This is a genomic window from Streptomyces sp. GB4-14, from assembly GCF_022696125.1.
Lineage (GTDB): Bacteria > Actinomycetota > Actinomycetes > Streptomycetales > Streptomycetaceae > Streptomyces > Streptomyces werraensis.
Map to the genome: position 1 here is coordinate 1,157,757 of NZ_RZHO01000002.1, position 16,278 is coordinate 1,174,034.

A 16,278-nucleotide genomic window follows, 5' to 3' on the forward strand; every position below is an offset into this window, starting at 1 on the left:
GAGCCATCGTGCCTCGTACCGTCAGGGACGTCGTCTTCGTCGACGGCGTCCGTACCCCGTTCGGCAAGGCGGGCCCGAAGGGCATCTACCACGAGACCCGTGCCGACGACCTCGTCGTCAAGGCGATCCGGGAGCTGCTGCGCCGCAACCCGGGTCTCGACCCGAAGAAGATCGACGAGGTCGCCATCGCCGCGACCACGCAGATCGGCGACCAGGGCCTGACCATCGGCCGTACGGCGGGCATCCTCGCGGGTCTGCCGCAGTCGGTGCCGGGCTACTCCATCGACCGCATGTGCGCCGGCGCGCTGACCGCCGTCACCACGGTGGCCGGCTCCGTCGCCTTCGGCGCGTACGACGTCGCCATCGCGGGCGGTGTCGAGCACATGGGCCGCCACCCGATGGGCGAGGGCGTGGACCCGAACCCGCGGTTCGTCTCCGAGAAGCTGGTCGACGAGTCCGCCCTGTTCATGGGCATGACCGCGGAGAACCTGCACGACCGCTACCCGTCGATCACCAAGCAGCGCGCCGACGAGTACGCGGTGCGCTCCCAGGAGAAGGCCGCCAAGGCGTACGCCAACGGCAAGATCCAGGCCGACCTGGTGCCGATCTCGGTGCGCCGCACCAGCCCCGAGGGCGGGGAGACGGGCTGGGGCCTGGTCACCGCCGACGAGCCGATGCGCCCGGGCACCACCCTGGAGAACCTGGCCGGCCTGAAGACGCCGTTCCGCGTGCACGGCCGGGTCACCGCGGGCAACGCGGCCGGTCTGAACGACGGCGCCACCGCCTCGGTCATCGCCTCCGAGGACTTCGCCCGCGAGAACGGCCTGCCGGTCAAGATGCGCCTGGTCTCCTACGCCTTCGCCGGCGTGGAGCCCGAGGTCATGGGCTACGGCCCGATCCCGGCCACGGAGAAGGCGCTCGCCCAGGCGGGCCTGTCCATCTCCGACATCGGCCTGTTCGAGATCAACGAGGCCTTCGCCGTCCAGGTCCTCGCGTTCCTGGAGCACTACGGCATCGCCGACGACGACGCCCGCGTCAACCAGTACGGCGGCGCCATCGCGTTCGGCCACCCGCTGGCCTCCTCCGGCGTCCGTCTGATGACGCAGCTGGCCCGCCAGTTCGAGGAGCAGCCGCACGTCCGCTACGGCCTGACGACCATGTGCGTCGGCTTCGGCATGGGCGCGACGGTCATCTGGGAGAACCCGCACTTCGAGGGGGACAAGTGAGCACCACCGCTGAGCTTCTGAAGGGTGCGGCCGAGCTGTTCCCGGGTGAGGTCGTCACGCAGGCGCACGTGCGCCACTTCGACCTGCCGCTGGGTGCCGGGCGCTTCGCCCTGATCACCCTGGACAACGGCCACGACCACACCAAGCCGACCACCCTCGGCCCGCAGTCGCTGGCGAACATCGACGCCGCGATCGACCAGGTCGAGAAGGAGGCCGCGGACGGCGAGATCGTCGGCGTCGGCGTCACCGGCAAGCCGTTCATCTTCGCGGTCGGCGCCGACCTCAAGGGCGTCGAACTGCTGAAGCGCCACGAGGACGCGCTGGCCATCGGCAAGGGCGGCCACGACGTCTTCAAGCGGCTGTCGAAGCTGGCCGTGCCGACCTTCGCGTACTACAACGGCGCCGCCATGGGCGGTGGCGTGGAGATCGGTCTGCACTGCACCTACCGCACGGTGTCCGCGGCGCTGCCCGCGTTCTCGCTGCCCGAGGTCTTCCTCGGCCTGGTGCCCGGCTGGGGCGGCTGCACCCTGCTGCCGAACCTGATCGGCGCGGAGAAGGCCGTCTCGGTGATCATCGAGAACAGCCTCAACCAGAACAAGCAGCTCAAGGGCAAGCAGGTCTACGAACTCGGCATCGCGGACGCGCTGTTCGAGGGCGCGGACTTCCTGGAGCAGTCGCTGATCTGGACCGCGTCCGTCCTCAAGGGCGAGATCACGGTCGAGCGTCCGGCGATCGACCGCGGCGAGGCCTGGGACCAGGCCGTCGCCAAGGGCCGCTTCGTCGCGGACTCCAAGGTGCACGGCGCGGCCCCGGCCGCCTACCGCGCCCTGGACATCATCGCCGAGGCCAAGGACGGCGACCTGCAGAAGGGTTACGACGCCGAGGACCAGGCGCTCGCCGACCTGATCATGGGCGGTGAACTGCGCGCCGGCATCTACGCGTTCAACCTGGTGCAGAAGCGCGGCAAGCGTCCCGCGGGCGCCCCGGACAAGAGCCTGGCGCGTCCGGTCACCAAGGTCGGCGTCGTCGGCGCCGGTCTGATGGCCTCCCAGCTCGCGCTGCTGTTCCTGCGCCGCCTCGAGGTGCCGGTCGTCCTCACGGACATCGACCAGGAGCGCATCGACAAGGGTGTGGGCTACGTCCACGCCGAGATCGACAAGCTGCTCGGCAAGGGCCGCATCAACCAGGACAAGGCCAACCGCCTCAAGGCGCTGGTCACCGGTGTGCTGGACAAGGCCGAGGGCTTCGCGGACGCGGACTTCGTCATCGAGGCCGTGTTCGAGGAGATGGGCGTCAAGCAGCAGGTGTTCGCGGAGGTCGAGGCGGTCGCCCCGGCGCACGCGATCCTCGCGACGAACACCTCGTCCCTCTCGGTCACCGAGATGGCGTCGAAGCTGCGGCACCCCGAGCGGGTCGTCGGCTTCCACTTCTTCAACCCGGTCGCCGTCCTGCCCCTGCTGGAGATCGTCCGCGGCGAGAAGACCGACGACGCGTCGCTGGCCACGGCGTTCGGTGTCGCCAAGAAGCTGAAGAAGACCGCGGTACTGGTGAAGGACGCCCCGGCGTTCGTCGTCAACCGCATCCTGACCCGCTTCATGGGCGAGATCCAGAACGTCATCGACGAGGGCACGCCCGTCGAGGTCGCGGAGAAGGCGGTGGAGCCGCTCGGCCTGCCGATGTCCCCGCTGGTCCTCCTCGAGCTGGTCGGCCCCGCGATCGGCCTGCACGTCTCGGAGACGCTCAACCGGGCGTTCCCGGACCGCTTCACGGTCTCCCCGAACCTGAAGGCGGTCGTCGAGGCCGGCAAACGCGGCTTCTACGTCTACGACTCCGGCAAGCCCGAGCTCGACCCCGAGGTCGCGGCGCTGCTGAAGCAGGGCGACACCGTCCTGACGGAGGAGCAGGTCCGCGACCGGGTGCTGGACGCGGTGGCCCAGGAGATCGGCCTGATGCTCGACGAGGGCGTCGTCGCCGAGGCCCAGGACATCGACCTGTGCCTCATCACCGGCGCCGGCTGGCCCTTCCACCTGGGCGGCATCACCCCGTACCTGGACCGCGAGGGCGTCTCCGAGCGGGTGAACGGGAAGCGGTTCCTGGAGCCTGGGGTGGCGAGCGTTCCCGCGTAAGCGCTGCGCCCGCCCGACCTGAGAGGCGCGGGGCGCCACATGCCTGCTGCGGCAGACGTGTGGTGCCCCGCGCCTCTTGCCGTCGGACCACTCACCCGCGCCGGGCGAGCGGCATCACCGCCCGCCCGGCCGGGGCTCAGACGTCCGCCGCCGCCAGCTGCGCGATCGCTGCCGTGGCGCGTGCGCAGTTGTCGCGGTCCTGGAAGGCGAAGAAGGCGCGGGCACGGCGGTCGTACTCCGCCTCGCGCACGCAGCCGTTGCCGAGGTAGCGGATCACCTCGGTCACCACTTCCTCGACGTCACCGCAGACCGGCCCGAACCCGTCGTACACCGCGTCGAAGTAGCCCTTGCGCGCGTGCTTCGCCCAGTACTCGTCCGGGTCGAAACGGGCGTAGACGAGCGGCGTGCCGAGATAGGCCATGTCGAAGTGGACCGAGGACCAGTCGGTGATGAACAGGTCGCACTGACGCAGGGCCGTCTGGACGCTGACCTTCGTCTGGTCCAGACGCTGCACCCGCGGATGGTCCGGAACGACTCCGTCGACCATGTTCCGCATCTCGTAGTGCGGGAGGAAGTCCAGCACGTAGTCGTAGTGCTCCAGTGCCTCCATCAGCTTCGGGTGGCTGAGCAGCCGCACCAGGAAGTCCCGGTAGGCCGACTCCCGGAAGATCTCGTCCACCGCTTCCTTGTCGGCACCGTCCTGCTGGAGGTAGGAGGGGACCGTCAGGTACTTGCGCCAGGTGGGCATCAGCAGGACACGGCGCCGGCCGCGGTCCGGCTGGAGCGCGTCGAACCGGGGGAAGCCCAGAGCCTTGGCCTGGTCCCAGTAGTGCATGTGCTCGGAGAAGTACTCGGCCTCCCGGTCGCTGGTCGCGAACACCAGGTCCACCCCGGTCCGGTTGCGGTGCAGGGCCTTGCTGCCGTCCTCGTCCGTGACCCCGTGCTGGAGGAAGACCCGCCGGGCGCCCACGCGCCAGTTGAGGTGCTTGAGGTAGGCGGTGCGGTTCCAGCCGTCGGGGAGCATGTACGAGTCGATGTCGTAGGCGTTGATGAGCAGCGACGCGTGCAGCATGAGCAGCTTGTGCTTCCAGGAGCTGTGCGCCACCACGTTGCCCAGGCCCTTCAGCTTGGCGCGGTCGGGGCTGTCCTTCTCGATGATGTAGTAGGCCTTGCGCCGGGGTTCGTGCTTCCGCAGGTACCGGAACAGATGCAGGCTGTTGTCCTGGGCCGTGTCCCTGCGCTCACCGATCAGCCAGATCTCCTTGCGGCGGAAGAACCGGAGGGTGGACCGCCGGATGGCGCGGGCACGCCAGAAGGGCGCCTTGTGCTTCTTCTGGTCCTCGTCCAGGCCCTCCAGGAAGTCCTCCCAGGCCTTGTCCCCGGCGCGGCCCCGCGCTTCCCGGACGACCAGCACGGCGTTGTCCTTGCCCTTGGACAGGGGGAGCACATAGCGGTCCGCGACCTTCATCGGCCGCGCGCTGCGCAGCATCGCGGTGGTGATCATGCACTGGCGGGAAACGTCACGGCCGGACGTGCAGAACACCAGCTTCAGCGGGAACTCGCCGTCCCCGAGGGCATGGGCCGGGACGACAGCCTCGAACCCGCCCCAGGCCAGGTCGTCGCGCGTGGCCATGAGGTCACTGCGCCACACCTGCTGTGCGGGCACCAGCTGACCGCTCTTCTCCACCCACAGTTTGAGGGAGGTACGCATGGGCTTGCTCATCGGAAGGCCGTTGAGCACGAAACGGCCGGCCACGAGCATCTCCCCGGACCTGGCGTTCGCACGGATCCGCTCCACGTGCACGCTGGTGGAGGAAATCTTCGTCAGCGGGAGCAGCACGCTCTGCACCGCGATGTCGAGGTAGAGGTCTCCGCCGCGTCCGTACACACCCCTGAGGGAGCGCTCCGGGTGCGCGAAGAGCTCGAACGAGTTCATGTACATGGCCAGGAAGGGCACCCGGTGGCGGGTGTCGTGCGTGGAGGCCAGGACAGCGTCGGGCGGTACCAGCGTGAAGACGGCACGGGCGCGCTCGAACAGCCTGAACAGTTCGGGCTCGGGCAGGACCTGAGGCGCGCGCAGGGCGAAACCCTGGTAGCTGCGTACCAGGAACCGGTTGAGGACCTCCTGCCGGTGGCCGGAGAGGTGACGCCGGAAGGTCATCAGGTACTCCTCCAGGAGGAGGTGGTCCCAGTAGTTCTCCGGACGTTCCCACAGCTTGTCCATCGTCGAGTCCTCCGCCGCCCGCTTGCGGTAGCGGTAGACCGTGGTGGGCACCACCGCGATACGGTCGGCGAGCAGCATCGCGGGGACCGAGAAGAAGGCGTCCTCGAAGTGCACGCCCTCGCGGAACCGGATGTTGTTCGCACGGACGAATTCGAGATCGAAGAGTTTGTGGCAGGCGCTGCCGCCGTGGATCATCTCCGGGATGTTCTCGATGCCGGGGTGCACCTGGACCTGCTTCCCGAAGTACCGCAGCCACGGCCACTTGGTCTCCTCCGGAAACGTCTCCATGCGCCCGATGGTGAGCGGCACGCCCTCCTTGACCGCGGTCCGCCACATCGACTCCAGGGCGTCCTCGGGCAGTACGTCGTCGGAGTCGCAGAACGTGATGTAGCGGGCGTCGACCAGGTCCATTCCCGCGTTCCTGGCCCCGCCGGCCTTCCCCTCCGGATGCACGAGCGCCCACACGTTCTGGTGCGCCGCGGCGAACCGCGCGGCGATCTCGGGCGAACTGTCGCTGCTGCCGTTGTCGACCACTATCACCTGGCAGCTGTCGAAGATCGTCTGGCGTGCCAGCGAGTCCAGGCACTCCTGGAGGTATCTCTCCGTGTTGAAGACGGGCACCACGACGGCGACGGCGTAGAGGGGATCGAGCACGTGTAACTCCTGTTTTCTGACGACACCCCATCTCTGGAGCGGACAATGATCAGTGGGGGGCGGATTCGACCACGAGCTGGGCGTTCCCGCCGTCGGCGGTGATGCGTGCCGAGCCGCGGGAGCCGCTGACGGGCGGCCGGTGGCTCAGGGCCGGGGAGACCGAGCAGGGGCGCGAGACGTCCCTGCCGCGGGTGCACACCACCAGGCGCACGGGGAAGGAACCGGCCGGGAACTGCGCGGGGTCGACGGTCACGGTGAACACCGCTCCCCCCTGCCCGGGTCCGTCCTGGACCTGTCCGTGGTTCACCGCCGGAAGCGTCCTGCCGCTGCGCTCGAACCAGACCTGGAGGTCCAGCCCGCCCAGCAGCGGGTCGGGGATCCCGTTGACCGAGAAGCTGCCGTGGAGCACCACGGTCCCGCCCTCGCCCCCGGTCATTCCCTCGATCCGTGCCGGGACGGAGGAGACCTTGGTGAGCGGCAGTCCCCAGGACGTGCCCGGATAGTCGACGTAGAGGTCGCCCTCACGGCCGTGGACGGGGCCCAGCACGGAGGCCGGCCGGTAGAAGAGGTCGAAGTCCGCGAAGTGCAGCGCGAGGTAAGGCAGTCGGTGCCTGGTGTCGTTCGTGCTCCGGGCGACCTGCTCGGAGGTGATTCCCCAGTAGAGCGCGCGGCAGCGTTCGAAGAGCTGCCGGCAGTCGGCCTCACCGAAGATCTGCGGGGCCCTCACCAGGAAGCCCTGCATGCTGCGGATCAGGAACCGTTCCAGGGTTTCCTGCTGGTACGGCGTGAGTCCCTGGCGCATCCCGGCGAGGTACTCGAGCATCAGCAGCTGATCCGCGTAGTTCTGCGGGAGGTCCCAGATGGTGTCCATCACGGAGGTGCCGTCGCCGCGCCTGCGGTACTCGTACACCGGGGCGTCGACCAGCGCGATGCGTTCCGACAGCAGCAGTGCGGGGATCGAGACGTAGGCGTCCTCGAAAGCGGTGCCGGTGCCGAACCGGATGCCCTGCGAGCGGAGCAGGTCGAGGTCGAACATCTTGTTCCAGCAGGACGCCGAGTGGATCAGATCGGGGATGTCCACGACGCTGCCCACGATCTTGACGCTCTTGCCGAAGTACTTGTGCCAGGGGGCCTTGACCGGCTTCGGCACATGCTTCTCACGGCCCACGACGACCGTGGCCCTGGTCTTGACGATGGTGTTCCGCAGCACCTCCAGGGACCGCTCGGGCACGATGTCGTCGGCGTCCCAGAAGACGATGTACGGCGTCACGGCCATGTCCATGCCCATGTTGCGGGCGTCTCCGGCCCGGCCCTGGGGCTCCGAGACCAGGTCGACGTTGCCGTGCCGGGCGGCGAATTCCTCCGCGATCGCCACCGACCGGTCCGTGCTGCCGTTGTCGACGAGGATCACATGGGCACGCGCGAAAGCGGTCTGCGCGGCCACCGAGTCCAAGAACTCCGCGAAGAAGTTCTGGACGTCGCGGAACGGCACGACGACCGTCACGTCACGCTCGACTTGGGACACAATTCCTCCTGGCACACCACATCAATGATTCGATCCCCGGACGAGACGCTCGATCGCTTCCGACGTCCTCACGTTGTTCCGCCGGTCCCGGTGGGCGAAGAACTGCTCGGCCCGCCACTGGTAGTGGGGCTCCCTGCGGCAGCCGCCTCCGAGGTAGCGGACCACCTCGCCCACGACCTCGTCGACGGTCTCGCCGACCGGCCCGAAGCCGTCCCGGCGGGCGTCGAAGTAGCCCTTCCGGTAGTGGCCGTCCCAGTACTCCTCGGCGTCGAACTGCGCGTACACCACGGGAGTTCCGAGGTAGGCGACGTCGAAGGCCGTGGACGACCAGTCCGTCACGAAGAGATCACACCGCCGCATGGCCTCCTGCACACCGACTTCCGTCTGGTCGACCACTCGGACCCGGTCCCGCCCCGGGACCATTTCTCCGAGCATCGACCGCATCTCGTAGTGCGGCAGGAATTCCAGCGTGTAGTCGTGGAGTTCCAGGGCGGCGAGAAGCTGCGGGTGATTCAGGAACCGGTCCATGAACTCCCGGTACGCGGAGGCGAGGAAACGGTCACGCACGGCCCGGTGCGCGTCGCTCGCACTCCCGTCACGGCTGTACGAGGCGACGGTCAGATAGGCCCGCCACGTCGGCATGAAGAGGACGGTGCGGCTGCCCCGGTCCGGGACCAGCGCGTCGAAACGGGGGAAACCGGTCACCTCCACCTGTCCCTCGTAGCCGAGTTCCTCCGACAGGAACCGCGCCTCCTGTCGGCTCACCGCCAGGATGAGGTCGACGCCCGTACGGTTGCGGTGCAGCCCTTTGCTGACGTCCTTGTCCGTCACTCCGTGCTGGAGGAAGACCCTGCGGGCGCCCACCCGCCAGTTCACGTGCTTGAGGTAGCGGGTGCGGTCCCAGCCGTCGGGCAGCATGTAGGTGTCGATGTCGTAGGAGTTGACCAGGACGGACGCGTGCAGCATCAGCAGCTTGTGCTTCCAGGAGCTGTGCGCGACGACGTGCCCCAGCCCTGACAGACGGGCCCGGTCGGCGCTGCCCGCCCGGATGAGGTAGTACGCTCCGCGCCGCTTCTCCACCGTGCGCGCGTGCCGGAACAGGTGCCAGCTGTTGTCCTGTGCGGTGTCGCCCCGCTCGCCGAACAGCCAGATCTCCCGGCCGAGGAACAGCGGTGCCAGGGGCTTGGTGAGCAGCCGGAGCAGCCGCTGTTTCCAGAACGGCCTGCGTCGCAGCACGTGCTTGGCGTCCTTCGCGAGGAGGCCGCGCAGGACGCCGCGCCCGCGCGCCGCACCGTGGACCATCAGGACGGCCCGGTTCTTGCCTTTCCAATGGGGCACGACCCGGGTCCGGCCGTGCTTCACGACGCGCGCCCCGCGCAGGTAGCCGGCGGCGACCAGGCACGGGGTGGCCGCCTGACCGCCCTCGGAGTCGATGACGAGTTCGAGGTCGTGGACGCCTTCTCGCAGGGCGTCGAGGGGCAGGTCCGCGGTGAAGCCGCCCCACTCCGTGTCGGTCCGGGTGTTCTTCAGGTCCCGTCGGCGGACCTGCGTGGCGGGGACGCTGAGGCGGCTGCCCCTCACACGCAGACCCAGGTGCCCCGCCAGTGGGCGGACGAGGGGCATGCCGCTGACCTCGAACCGTCCGGCGAGCCGCAGCATCCCCGTTCCCGGCACCCGGCGCACGTGTTCCAGGTGAGCTGTGAAGGGGGAGGCCTGCGCCAACGCGCCCAGCTGCTGCGGCGCTCCGTCCACGAGGTAGGGAACGCCGTCGCGCACGGACAGCTTGTGCAGTCGGGCCGCCCGGTCCGCGAACAGGGCGTAGTCCCCGGTGACGAAGGCGAGGTAGGCCACGCGATGGCGCGCGTCCGCGGTGGCCCGGACGATCAGGTCGGGCGGGACGTCCCAGTAGACCGCGCGGCACCGCGAGAAGATCTCCTGGAGCTCCGCGCCCTCGAAGAGATCGGGAGCCCGAAGCGCGAATCCCTGGTAGCTCCGCACCAGGAACAGGTCGAGCACCGCCTTGGAGGCGTCGGGCAGGCCCGCACCCAGCCGGTGCAGATACTCGACGAGCTGAAGGTGGTCCCAGTAGTTCTGCCGCCGCGTCCATATCGCGTCCATGGTCGAGTCGCCCGCGGCGCGCTTGCGGTACCGGTAGACGCAGGCGTCGACCAGGGCGATCCGTGTGGCGAACAGAAGCGCGGAGACACCGACGTAGGCGTCCTCGAAGTGGACTCCCTCCGCGAAGCGGATGCCGTAGGAGCGGAGATAGGAAAGGTCGAACAGCTTGTTGCAGGCACTGGCGCTGTGCACCAGTTCAGGCGCTTCGGAGAGGCCGGCGAAGGTCCGGTCGCCCTTGCCGAAGTGATGCTTCCAGGCCCATTTGGTCGGCCGGGGGAAGGTCTCCATGGCGCCGACCACCACGGGGGCGCCGGTCGCCAGGGAGGCGTCCAGCATGCGTTCGATCGCGGTGGGCGGGAGCACGTCGTCGGAGTCGCAGAATGTGATGCGCGGACCGGTCGCGCGGTCCATGCCGAGGTTGCGGGCCGCTCCCGCGCCGCCGCCGTGGCGGACCAGGACTGTGACGTTGGCATGCCGGCGGGCGAACTCCGCACAGAGGCGGTACGAGCCGTCCGTACTGCCGTTGTCGACGAGCACGACCTCGCAGCGCTCGAACACCGTCTGCGCCTCGATGGAGGCCAGGCATTCCTCGAGGTACTGCTCCACGTTGTGAACCGGCACGACCAGCGTGACGTCGTAGGTGCTCATGTGCCGCTGAGCTCACTGGCGGGCGCGAGGGCGTGGTCCTGTTCCACGGCCTCATAGGGGCTGGGCACCGGGAAGTAGGCGTCAAGGAAACGTTTCAGCATGGCTCGCTGGGCTTCCGGGTCGGTGGAGTCCACGGTGTCGTTGAGACAGAAGGTGTCCATGTTGCGCCTGGCGAGAAGCAGATTCAGACGGCGCTGGGCCAGGTCGGACGAAAGGTCGACGTACCGGTACTGGATCTCCCCGACCGTGGCCCGGGCGGAGTGGTACGCGAAGTAGTGGTGCAGCGACGAGGCGATCGGCACGTCGCCGGGGGATCGAAAGCGTGAGTGCTGGGTGGCCGCATGCTGCTCCACGAAGGTTTCCTCTATCTCCTGCAGGACGCTCCTGCGCAGTGCGTGCGGCGTGTGCTTCACCTTCTGCGATATGGCGGTACCGAACTTCTGCGCGATGATCCAGCGGCTGTTCTTGCCGGCGGCGTTGACCGGCAGGTCGGTCGGGGAGATCGCTCCCCCCGGTATCAGCGCGGGCGAGGGGAAGAACTTGGTGATGCCGTTCGGGTGGAAGAAGTGCGAGGGCGTGAGCGGCCGGCCGAGGAACACGTCGTCGTTCAGGTAGAGGAAGCACTCCGAGAGGCCCGGTATGTGGTGCAGCTGGCTCTCGATGGCGTGCGAGTTGAACGTCGGAAGCGCGGACGCGTCGGAGAAGATCTCGCGGTGGTCCACCACGCGGAAGTTCGGCTGCGTCCGAAGCCACGCCGGGGCCTGGCCCGCCGTCACCAGGTAGATGTTGCGCACCCAGGGCGCGTTCTGGTGGAGCGACCTCAGCGAATAGCGCAGCTCGTCCCGGCTGGTGTACCGGGAGTCGTTCGCCGCCTGTTCGTGCAGCTCCTGCGTACGGACGCCGTTGCGCGCCCGGTCGCGCGACGCCCGCCAGGCCGGGTCGGAGTCGTCGACCCAGGTGTAGACGACGTCGATGGGGAACTGGTGGTCCTCCGGGAGCGGGACGGCGAACTCGGCGAGCGTCCTGGCCTCGCCCGTGTGATACAGGGGAGGTATCGGGCTGAAGAGGCTCTGCGGCGCCGACTTGCGCGGCGAGCCGACCGGGACGGCGTCGATGACGCGGTTGGGGCGCGGGGCACACAGCTGACCGTCCCGCTCCGTCCACATCTCCACGTCACAGCCGTTGGCCGCGCCGAAGACCAGTTGCTGGGTGGGATCGCACACGTACCAGGCGACCCTCAGGACCTTGTGGTTGCGCAGCTGCCGCCACGACCGCTCGTCGTGGCCGGGTTGCATGCGGGCTTCGTTCCCCCCCGCCGGGCCCACATAGCCCGGAGCCTGCTCGAATGCCAGCCGCAGCAACTCCTCGACCACGGGGCGAGCGGCGGCGGGGACCGCGACCGCGGGCAGCCCGGATCTCGTGCCCCGGACACAGAAGTAGTCGACGCCCGCCGTCTCCAGGAGGGAGACCACGATGTTCAGGTTGCGCGCGCGGGCCGCCCAGTCCGTCGCGCCCTCGACCAGCAGCGCACGCATGTGGCGGCGGCCCACCCGGACGACCCGCCGGCTGTAGGCGGGGCTGTGGCGGGGCGCGTTCCTCCTGCCGCCCATCGCCCAGACCACGGCGGCGGAGCGCACGGAGTCGGCGGCGACGAGCGACGACTTCACGGCCTTGCGCACCGGGCTCGGCACTCCCCGCGCGACAACCTGTCTCGCCCCGGTCGGCAGTGCCGCCCGGTACGCCGAGATCAGCGCTCCGGCTTCAGGGTTGTCCGAGCCGCCCACGAGGCTTCCACCATCCATGCCCAGCGGCTCCGCCCTCGAGGCTGTCGCACACCTCTCGGTGCGGCCTCGGCGTGGAGGAAGCTCGCACCACCGAATTCGGGGCCTAACATCCCCAACGTCACAATCACCGCACAGCGGCGAACCATCAAACTTTCACATAATCGTTTCTTAAAAGTCCAGGTGGAGAAGCTTTTTGGCAGCCTGTGAGGACGTGACAATCATCACTGATGGGTCGTACAACCTTTGGTCGCTCTAGCTTTCCAGGACGGTCTGGTGTATAGAGCGCTCAAGCATGGCGCCGCCCTTACTCGACCGGGCAGCGCGGCGGGGTCTGCTCAGCCGACGGGCAGGGGATGCCAGTCGGACAACGTCAGACCGGGTTCCGGCCGCTGCCGGTTCACCAGGACGTTTCCGTCCCCGGTGACGACCGCCACGACGACCCGCCCCCGCCCGTCCAACGCCAGGGCCGGGGTTCCGAGGCAGGCGACCCCGGTGTCGGTCCACCACAGTCCCTCCGCCTCGCCGCCGGTGCCGCAGACACCGATGACGGCGGTCCCCGTACGCCCCCGGTGGGCGAGGACCGTGCAGTCGTAACCGTCCAAGGTGGCGCGGAGCGTGGCGAGCGGCCCCTCCCCCGGGGCCCCGCCCACGGGAAAGGCCCATTCACCGGGCCGTTGCGCGTAGACACCCGTCCCGCTCCACTCGGACCAGTACGCGGTGAACACGCCGGGGGCGGTCTCGAGCAGTGCGGCCGAGCCGGGCGCAGGAGCGGGCGTGAGGTCCTGCGCCCGCCGCAGGTCCGCCCCCTGCTCCGTCTGCACCCAGCGCATCACCGAGCGGTTCCCCGGCGCGAGGAGCTCCACCAGGCCGGCGGAGTTCGCGGCGGCCGTCGGCCGGCCGGCGACCGCGCCGCCGCGCAGGTCCTTCCATGCCTCCCAGGCCCCGCTGCGGGACTCCCGCCTCAGCATGATCCCGCCAGGAGCGCCCGAGACGAACACATGGACCGTGCCCTGTCCGTCGACCCCCACGGCCGGCTCGCCGAGCGTCGCGCCGTCCGTCGGGTCCCGGAACGGGTTGCCCAGGGAACGCCACTCCCCCAGCGTCCGTCCCGACTGGTACTGCACGGCGTAGACCAGATCGACCTTCGCCGCCCCGCCGTCCGGCCGGCTCTCCCTGCGGCCCAGAAGGTGTACGTAGCGGTTGGCCCCCTGGCCGACGGTCAGCCCGGTCAGCCCGTCGACGGGAAAGAGGTGCGGCCCGCCCCAGCGTCCGCCGCCGGCGGAGGTCTCCGTCCAGCGGTGCACGCCCCCCTCGGAGAGCGCGAACACGGCCAGGCGGTCGTCATTGCCGCGCAGCAGCCACGACCCCGAGGCCGCCGCCGTCACGGACGACTGCCGCGGCCCCGTGCCGGCTTCGGCGCCGGGCCGGGGCCGCCGGTCCACCTGCTGCGCACGCCTGCCGCGCATGCGTACCGCCCCTTCCCGCGCCGCGCTCCGGAGTCCACAGATGACTCAGGAATTCGCCACATCATATGCACACCCGAACAAACGTCCCAGCTCATCGTCGGCTCCGGCGCACGGCGGATCATTCCCCCCGGAGCGGGCGGACCGGACCGGCCTTCCGCGCCAGGACCGGCGGCCGGTCGCATCACTCGAATACGTTCTCGAGCAATGTTTATAGTTCAATCCCAACCAAGCGTCAGTTGAGCAGCACCGACCCGGCCCCTCACGGGAGCGGCCTGCTGCCGTTGCCTCCGGGCACGAGTTGCGAGGACCCGCCGTGAGCCAAGATCTGGGCACCCCTGTGCCGCCCTCCCACGCTTCGCCCCCCGGGCGGCGCAGACCGAAGAAGAAGCGCCGTACCGGCCGGATCGTGCTCCTCTCCCTGCTCGTGCTCGTCCTCGCCCTGGGCGGCACCGCCTACTGGCTCTACAGCGGACTCGACGGAAACATCGACGGCGTCGACATCAACGAGGCGATCGGTGACGACCGCCCGGAGAAGCTGCCCACCTCCGGCCAGAACGTCCTGATCCTCGGCTCCGACTCCCGCGGCGGCGACAACGCGGAACTGAACACCGGCAAGATCGCGGGCGCCCGCTCCGACACGGCGCTCGTGATGCACATACCCGAGGGCCGCACCCAGGCCGTCGCCGTCAGCATCCCGCGCGACACCCTGGTGACCCGGCCCGAGTGCAAGGACGCGGACGGCTCCACGGTGGCCGGGGCGGAGCGCGTGATGTTCAACTCCATCTACTCCCAGGTCGGTCCGGCCTGCGTGGTCAAGACGGTGGAGAAGATGTCCGGCGTCCGCATGGACCACTACGTCGAGATCGACTTCGCCGGCTTCAAGGACCTCGTGGACGCCATCGGCGGCGTCGAGGTCACGGTCGACCAGGACATCCACGACAAGTCCAGCGGCCTCGACCTGACCGCCGGCACCCACCGCCTGGACGGCACCCAGTCCCTGCAGTTCGTCCGCACCCGGCACGGCATCGGCGACGGCAGCGACCTCGGCCGCATCGGTCTCCAGCAGGAGTTCATGATCGCCCTGCTCAGCGAGATCAAGAAGCAGGACCTGCTGGGCAGCCCCACCAAGACCTACAAGATCGCGGACACCCTGACCGCGGCGCTGACCACCGACTCCGAGCTCGCCTCCCTCACCGCGCTCGCCGAGTTCGGACGCAGCATGAACGGGGTCGACCCGGGCTCCATGGAGACGATCATGCTGCCCGTGGCGTACGACAAGAAGGACCCCAACCGGGTCGTGGCCGCCGAACCGCAGGCGTCCACGCTGTGGAAGGCCATCCGCAGCGACCAGGAGATCCCGGAGTCGGCCAAGAAGTCCCCGGCGACCGGGGGCGGTTCCTGATCCCACGCCGGGAGCCGGGAGACGCCGGAACCGGCGGCTCCCGGCGGAGCCTCAGACCTCCCGCCACCCCTCGAGCGCCAACCCCGCCTCCTCCTTGCGCCGGGTGACGCGGAGCGTGGCCGTCGTGGGGTCGAGGGCCGCGGCGACCAGGGTGCCCTGGGCGTCGACCGCCAGGGCGACCTCGGCCGTGGACGGGAGGGGCGGGCCGGACTCGGTCCACCAGGCGCCCGCCTGTTCCTGCTCCGTGGGGTACGCCGCGAACGCCACCCGGCCGCTCGCCGAGCGCTGCGCCAGCACCGTGCAGTCGTGCCCGTCTATCTCGCAGCGCACCGCCGCGACCGGGCCGGGGCCCGCCGCCCGGAGCAGCGGCACCGGCTTGCCGCCGGGGCGCCAGGCGCACAACTCCCCGTCCTGGTCGGTGAAGAACAGGGTGGTCCGCTCGGCGGAGGTGCGCAGCACGCGCAGGGTGCCGGGGCGGGCGGCGACGTCCGCCGTCTCGTCCCGTGCGGGCGTCCTGCCGGGTTCCTCCTGACGCCAGTGCAGGATCCGGTCAGGCGTGGACGCGTAGACCTCGACCAGGCCCGACTCGCGGCTCGCGGCGGCGAGTTGGTCCTGGACGCCGGAGCCCTTCAGGTCCCGCCAGGGGTACCAGCCACCCCGCTCCTTCTGCACCAGCAGGCTGACCCCGCCGCCCGCGTTGCGCACGAAGACGTACGCACGCCTGCGGTCGTCCACGGCCACGGCGGGCGTGCCCGTGCGGCCGCCCTTGCCGTTGGGGTGGCCGACCGGGGACCAGTCGAGCGGGGCGAGCAGCGGCCGGAAGTGCGTGCAGTGCACCAGCCGGGACTCCCCCGGTCCTGCCTGCCGCCACGCGGCCAGATGCGCGTATCCGTCCGCGCCCTGTCCCACGGCCCCGGGTCCCTGCTGGAGCCCCAGGTCGCCGCCGGCCCGGCGGAAGGGCTCCCAGGGGCCGCCGGGGGCTGTTTCCGCGCGGCACAGGACGGCGTCGTCCGATTTGAGATAGACGGTGAGGCGGCCGTCGCGGCCGCGGAGAAGCCAGTCGCCGTTCACCTGTTCACCTTACGCACTGCGGTCCGTGCCGTGA

9 protein-coding genes are annotated in these 16,278 nt (G+C 69.7%); 3 read left to right on the forward strand and 6 right to left on the reverse strand.

Annotation, left to right across the window (positions count from 1 at the left end; all coding sequences use genetic code 11):
* Nucleotides 1-8: 8 nt before the first annotated feature.
* Nucleotides 9-1,226: a thiolase family protein gene (locus tag ELQ39_RS06535; protein ID WP_190001233.1), complete on the forward strand. Its 1,218-nt coding sequence runs from the start codon at nt 9-11 to the stop codon at nt 1,224-1,226.
* The gene (locus tag ELQ39_RS06540; RefSeq protein WP_190001232.1) at nt 1,223-3,352 is read left to right on the forward strand and encodes a 3-hydroxyacyl-CoA dehydrogenase NAD-binding domain-containing protein; all 2,130 of its coding nucleotides are present in this window, start codon (nt 1,223-1,225) and stop codon (nt 3,350-3,352) included. Before ELQ39_RS06535 ends, ELQ39_RS06540 begins: the two co-directional genes overlap by 4 nt.
* Before the next feature lie 136 nt (nt 3,353-3,488).
* On the opposite strand, the gene ELQ39_RS32510 is transcribed toward ELQ39_RS06540, so the two are convergent.
* From ELQ39_RS32510 to ELQ39_RS06565, 5 genes are all read right to left on the reverse strand, one after another.
* Nucleotides 3,489-6,230, reverse strand: a complete 2,742-nt coding sequence (locus tag ELQ39_RS32510) for a bifunctional glycosyltransferase/CDP-glycerol:glycerophosphate glycerophosphotransferase (RefSeq protein ID WP_242591332.1) — start codon at nt 6,228-6,230, stop codon at nt 3,489-3,491.
* Nucleotides 6,231-6,279: 49 nt separating this feature from the next.
* Nucleotides 6,280-7,755, reverse strand: a complete 1,476-nt coding sequence (locus ELQ39_RS06550) for a glycosyltransferase family 2 protein (protein WP_242591333.1) — start codon at nt 7,753-7,755, stop codon at nt 6,280-6,282.
* Nucleotides 7,756-7,776: 21 nt separating this feature from the next.
* On the reverse strand, nt 7,777-10,521 hold the full coding sequence (locus ELQ39_RS06555) for a bifunctional glycosyltransferase/CDP-glycerol:glycerophosphate glycerophosphotransferase (protein WP_242591334.1): 2,745 nt from the start codon (nt 10,519-10,521) through the stop codon (nt 7,777-7,779).
* Entirely contained in the window at nt 10,518-12,323 is a 1,806-nt protein-coding gene (locus tag ELQ39_RS06560) for a stealth conserved region 3 domain-containing protein (RefSeq protein WP_242591335.1), read from the reverse strand. The genes ELQ39_RS06555 and ELQ39_RS06560 overlap by 4 nt, the downstream gene beginning before the upstream one ends.
* Nucleotides 12,324-12,640: 317 nt before the next feature.
* The gene (locus ELQ39_RS06565) at nt 12,641-13,771 is read right to left on the reverse strand and encodes a hypothetical protein (RefSeq protein WP_242591336.1); all 1,131 of its coding nucleotides are present in this window, start codon (nt 13,769-13,771) and stop codon (nt 12,641-12,643) included.
* A gap of 325 nt (nt 13,772-14,096) precedes the next feature.
* On the opposite strand from ELQ39_RS06565, the gene ELQ39_RS06570 reads away from it, so the two are divergent.
* Nucleotides 14,097-15,173 (forward strand): LCP family protein, encoded by a 1,077-nt coding sequence (locus ELQ39_RS06570; RefSeq protein WP_277994892.1) that lies wholly within the window; start codon nt 14,097-14,099, stop codon nt 15,171-15,173.
* Nucleotides 15,174-15,224: 51 nt separating this feature from the next.
* On the opposite strand, the gene ELQ39_RS06575 is transcribed toward ELQ39_RS06570, so the two are convergent.
* Nucleotides 15,225-16,244, reverse strand: a complete 1,020-nt coding sequence (locus ELQ39_RS06575) for a hypothetical protein (RefSeq protein WP_225625086.1) — start codon at nt 16,242-16,244, stop codon at nt 15,225-15,227.
* Nucleotides 16,245-16,278: the final 34 nt, after the last annotated feature.

Excerpts from the sequence above, each read along its gene's own strand:
- ELQ39_RS06555 (WP_242591334.1), bottom strand. The coding sequence starts at position 10,521 with ATGAGCACCTACGACGTCACGCTGGTCGTGCCGGTTCACAACGTGGAG.
- ELQ39_RS06560 (WP_242591335.1), bottom strand. The coding sequence starts at position 12,323 with ATGGATGGTGGAAGCCTCGTGGGCGGCTCGGACAACCCTGAAGCCGGA.
- ELQ39_RS06565 (WP_242591336.1), bottom strand. The coding sequence starts at position 13,771 with ATGCGCGGCAGGCGTGCGCAGCAGGTGGACCGGCGGCCCCGGCCCGGC.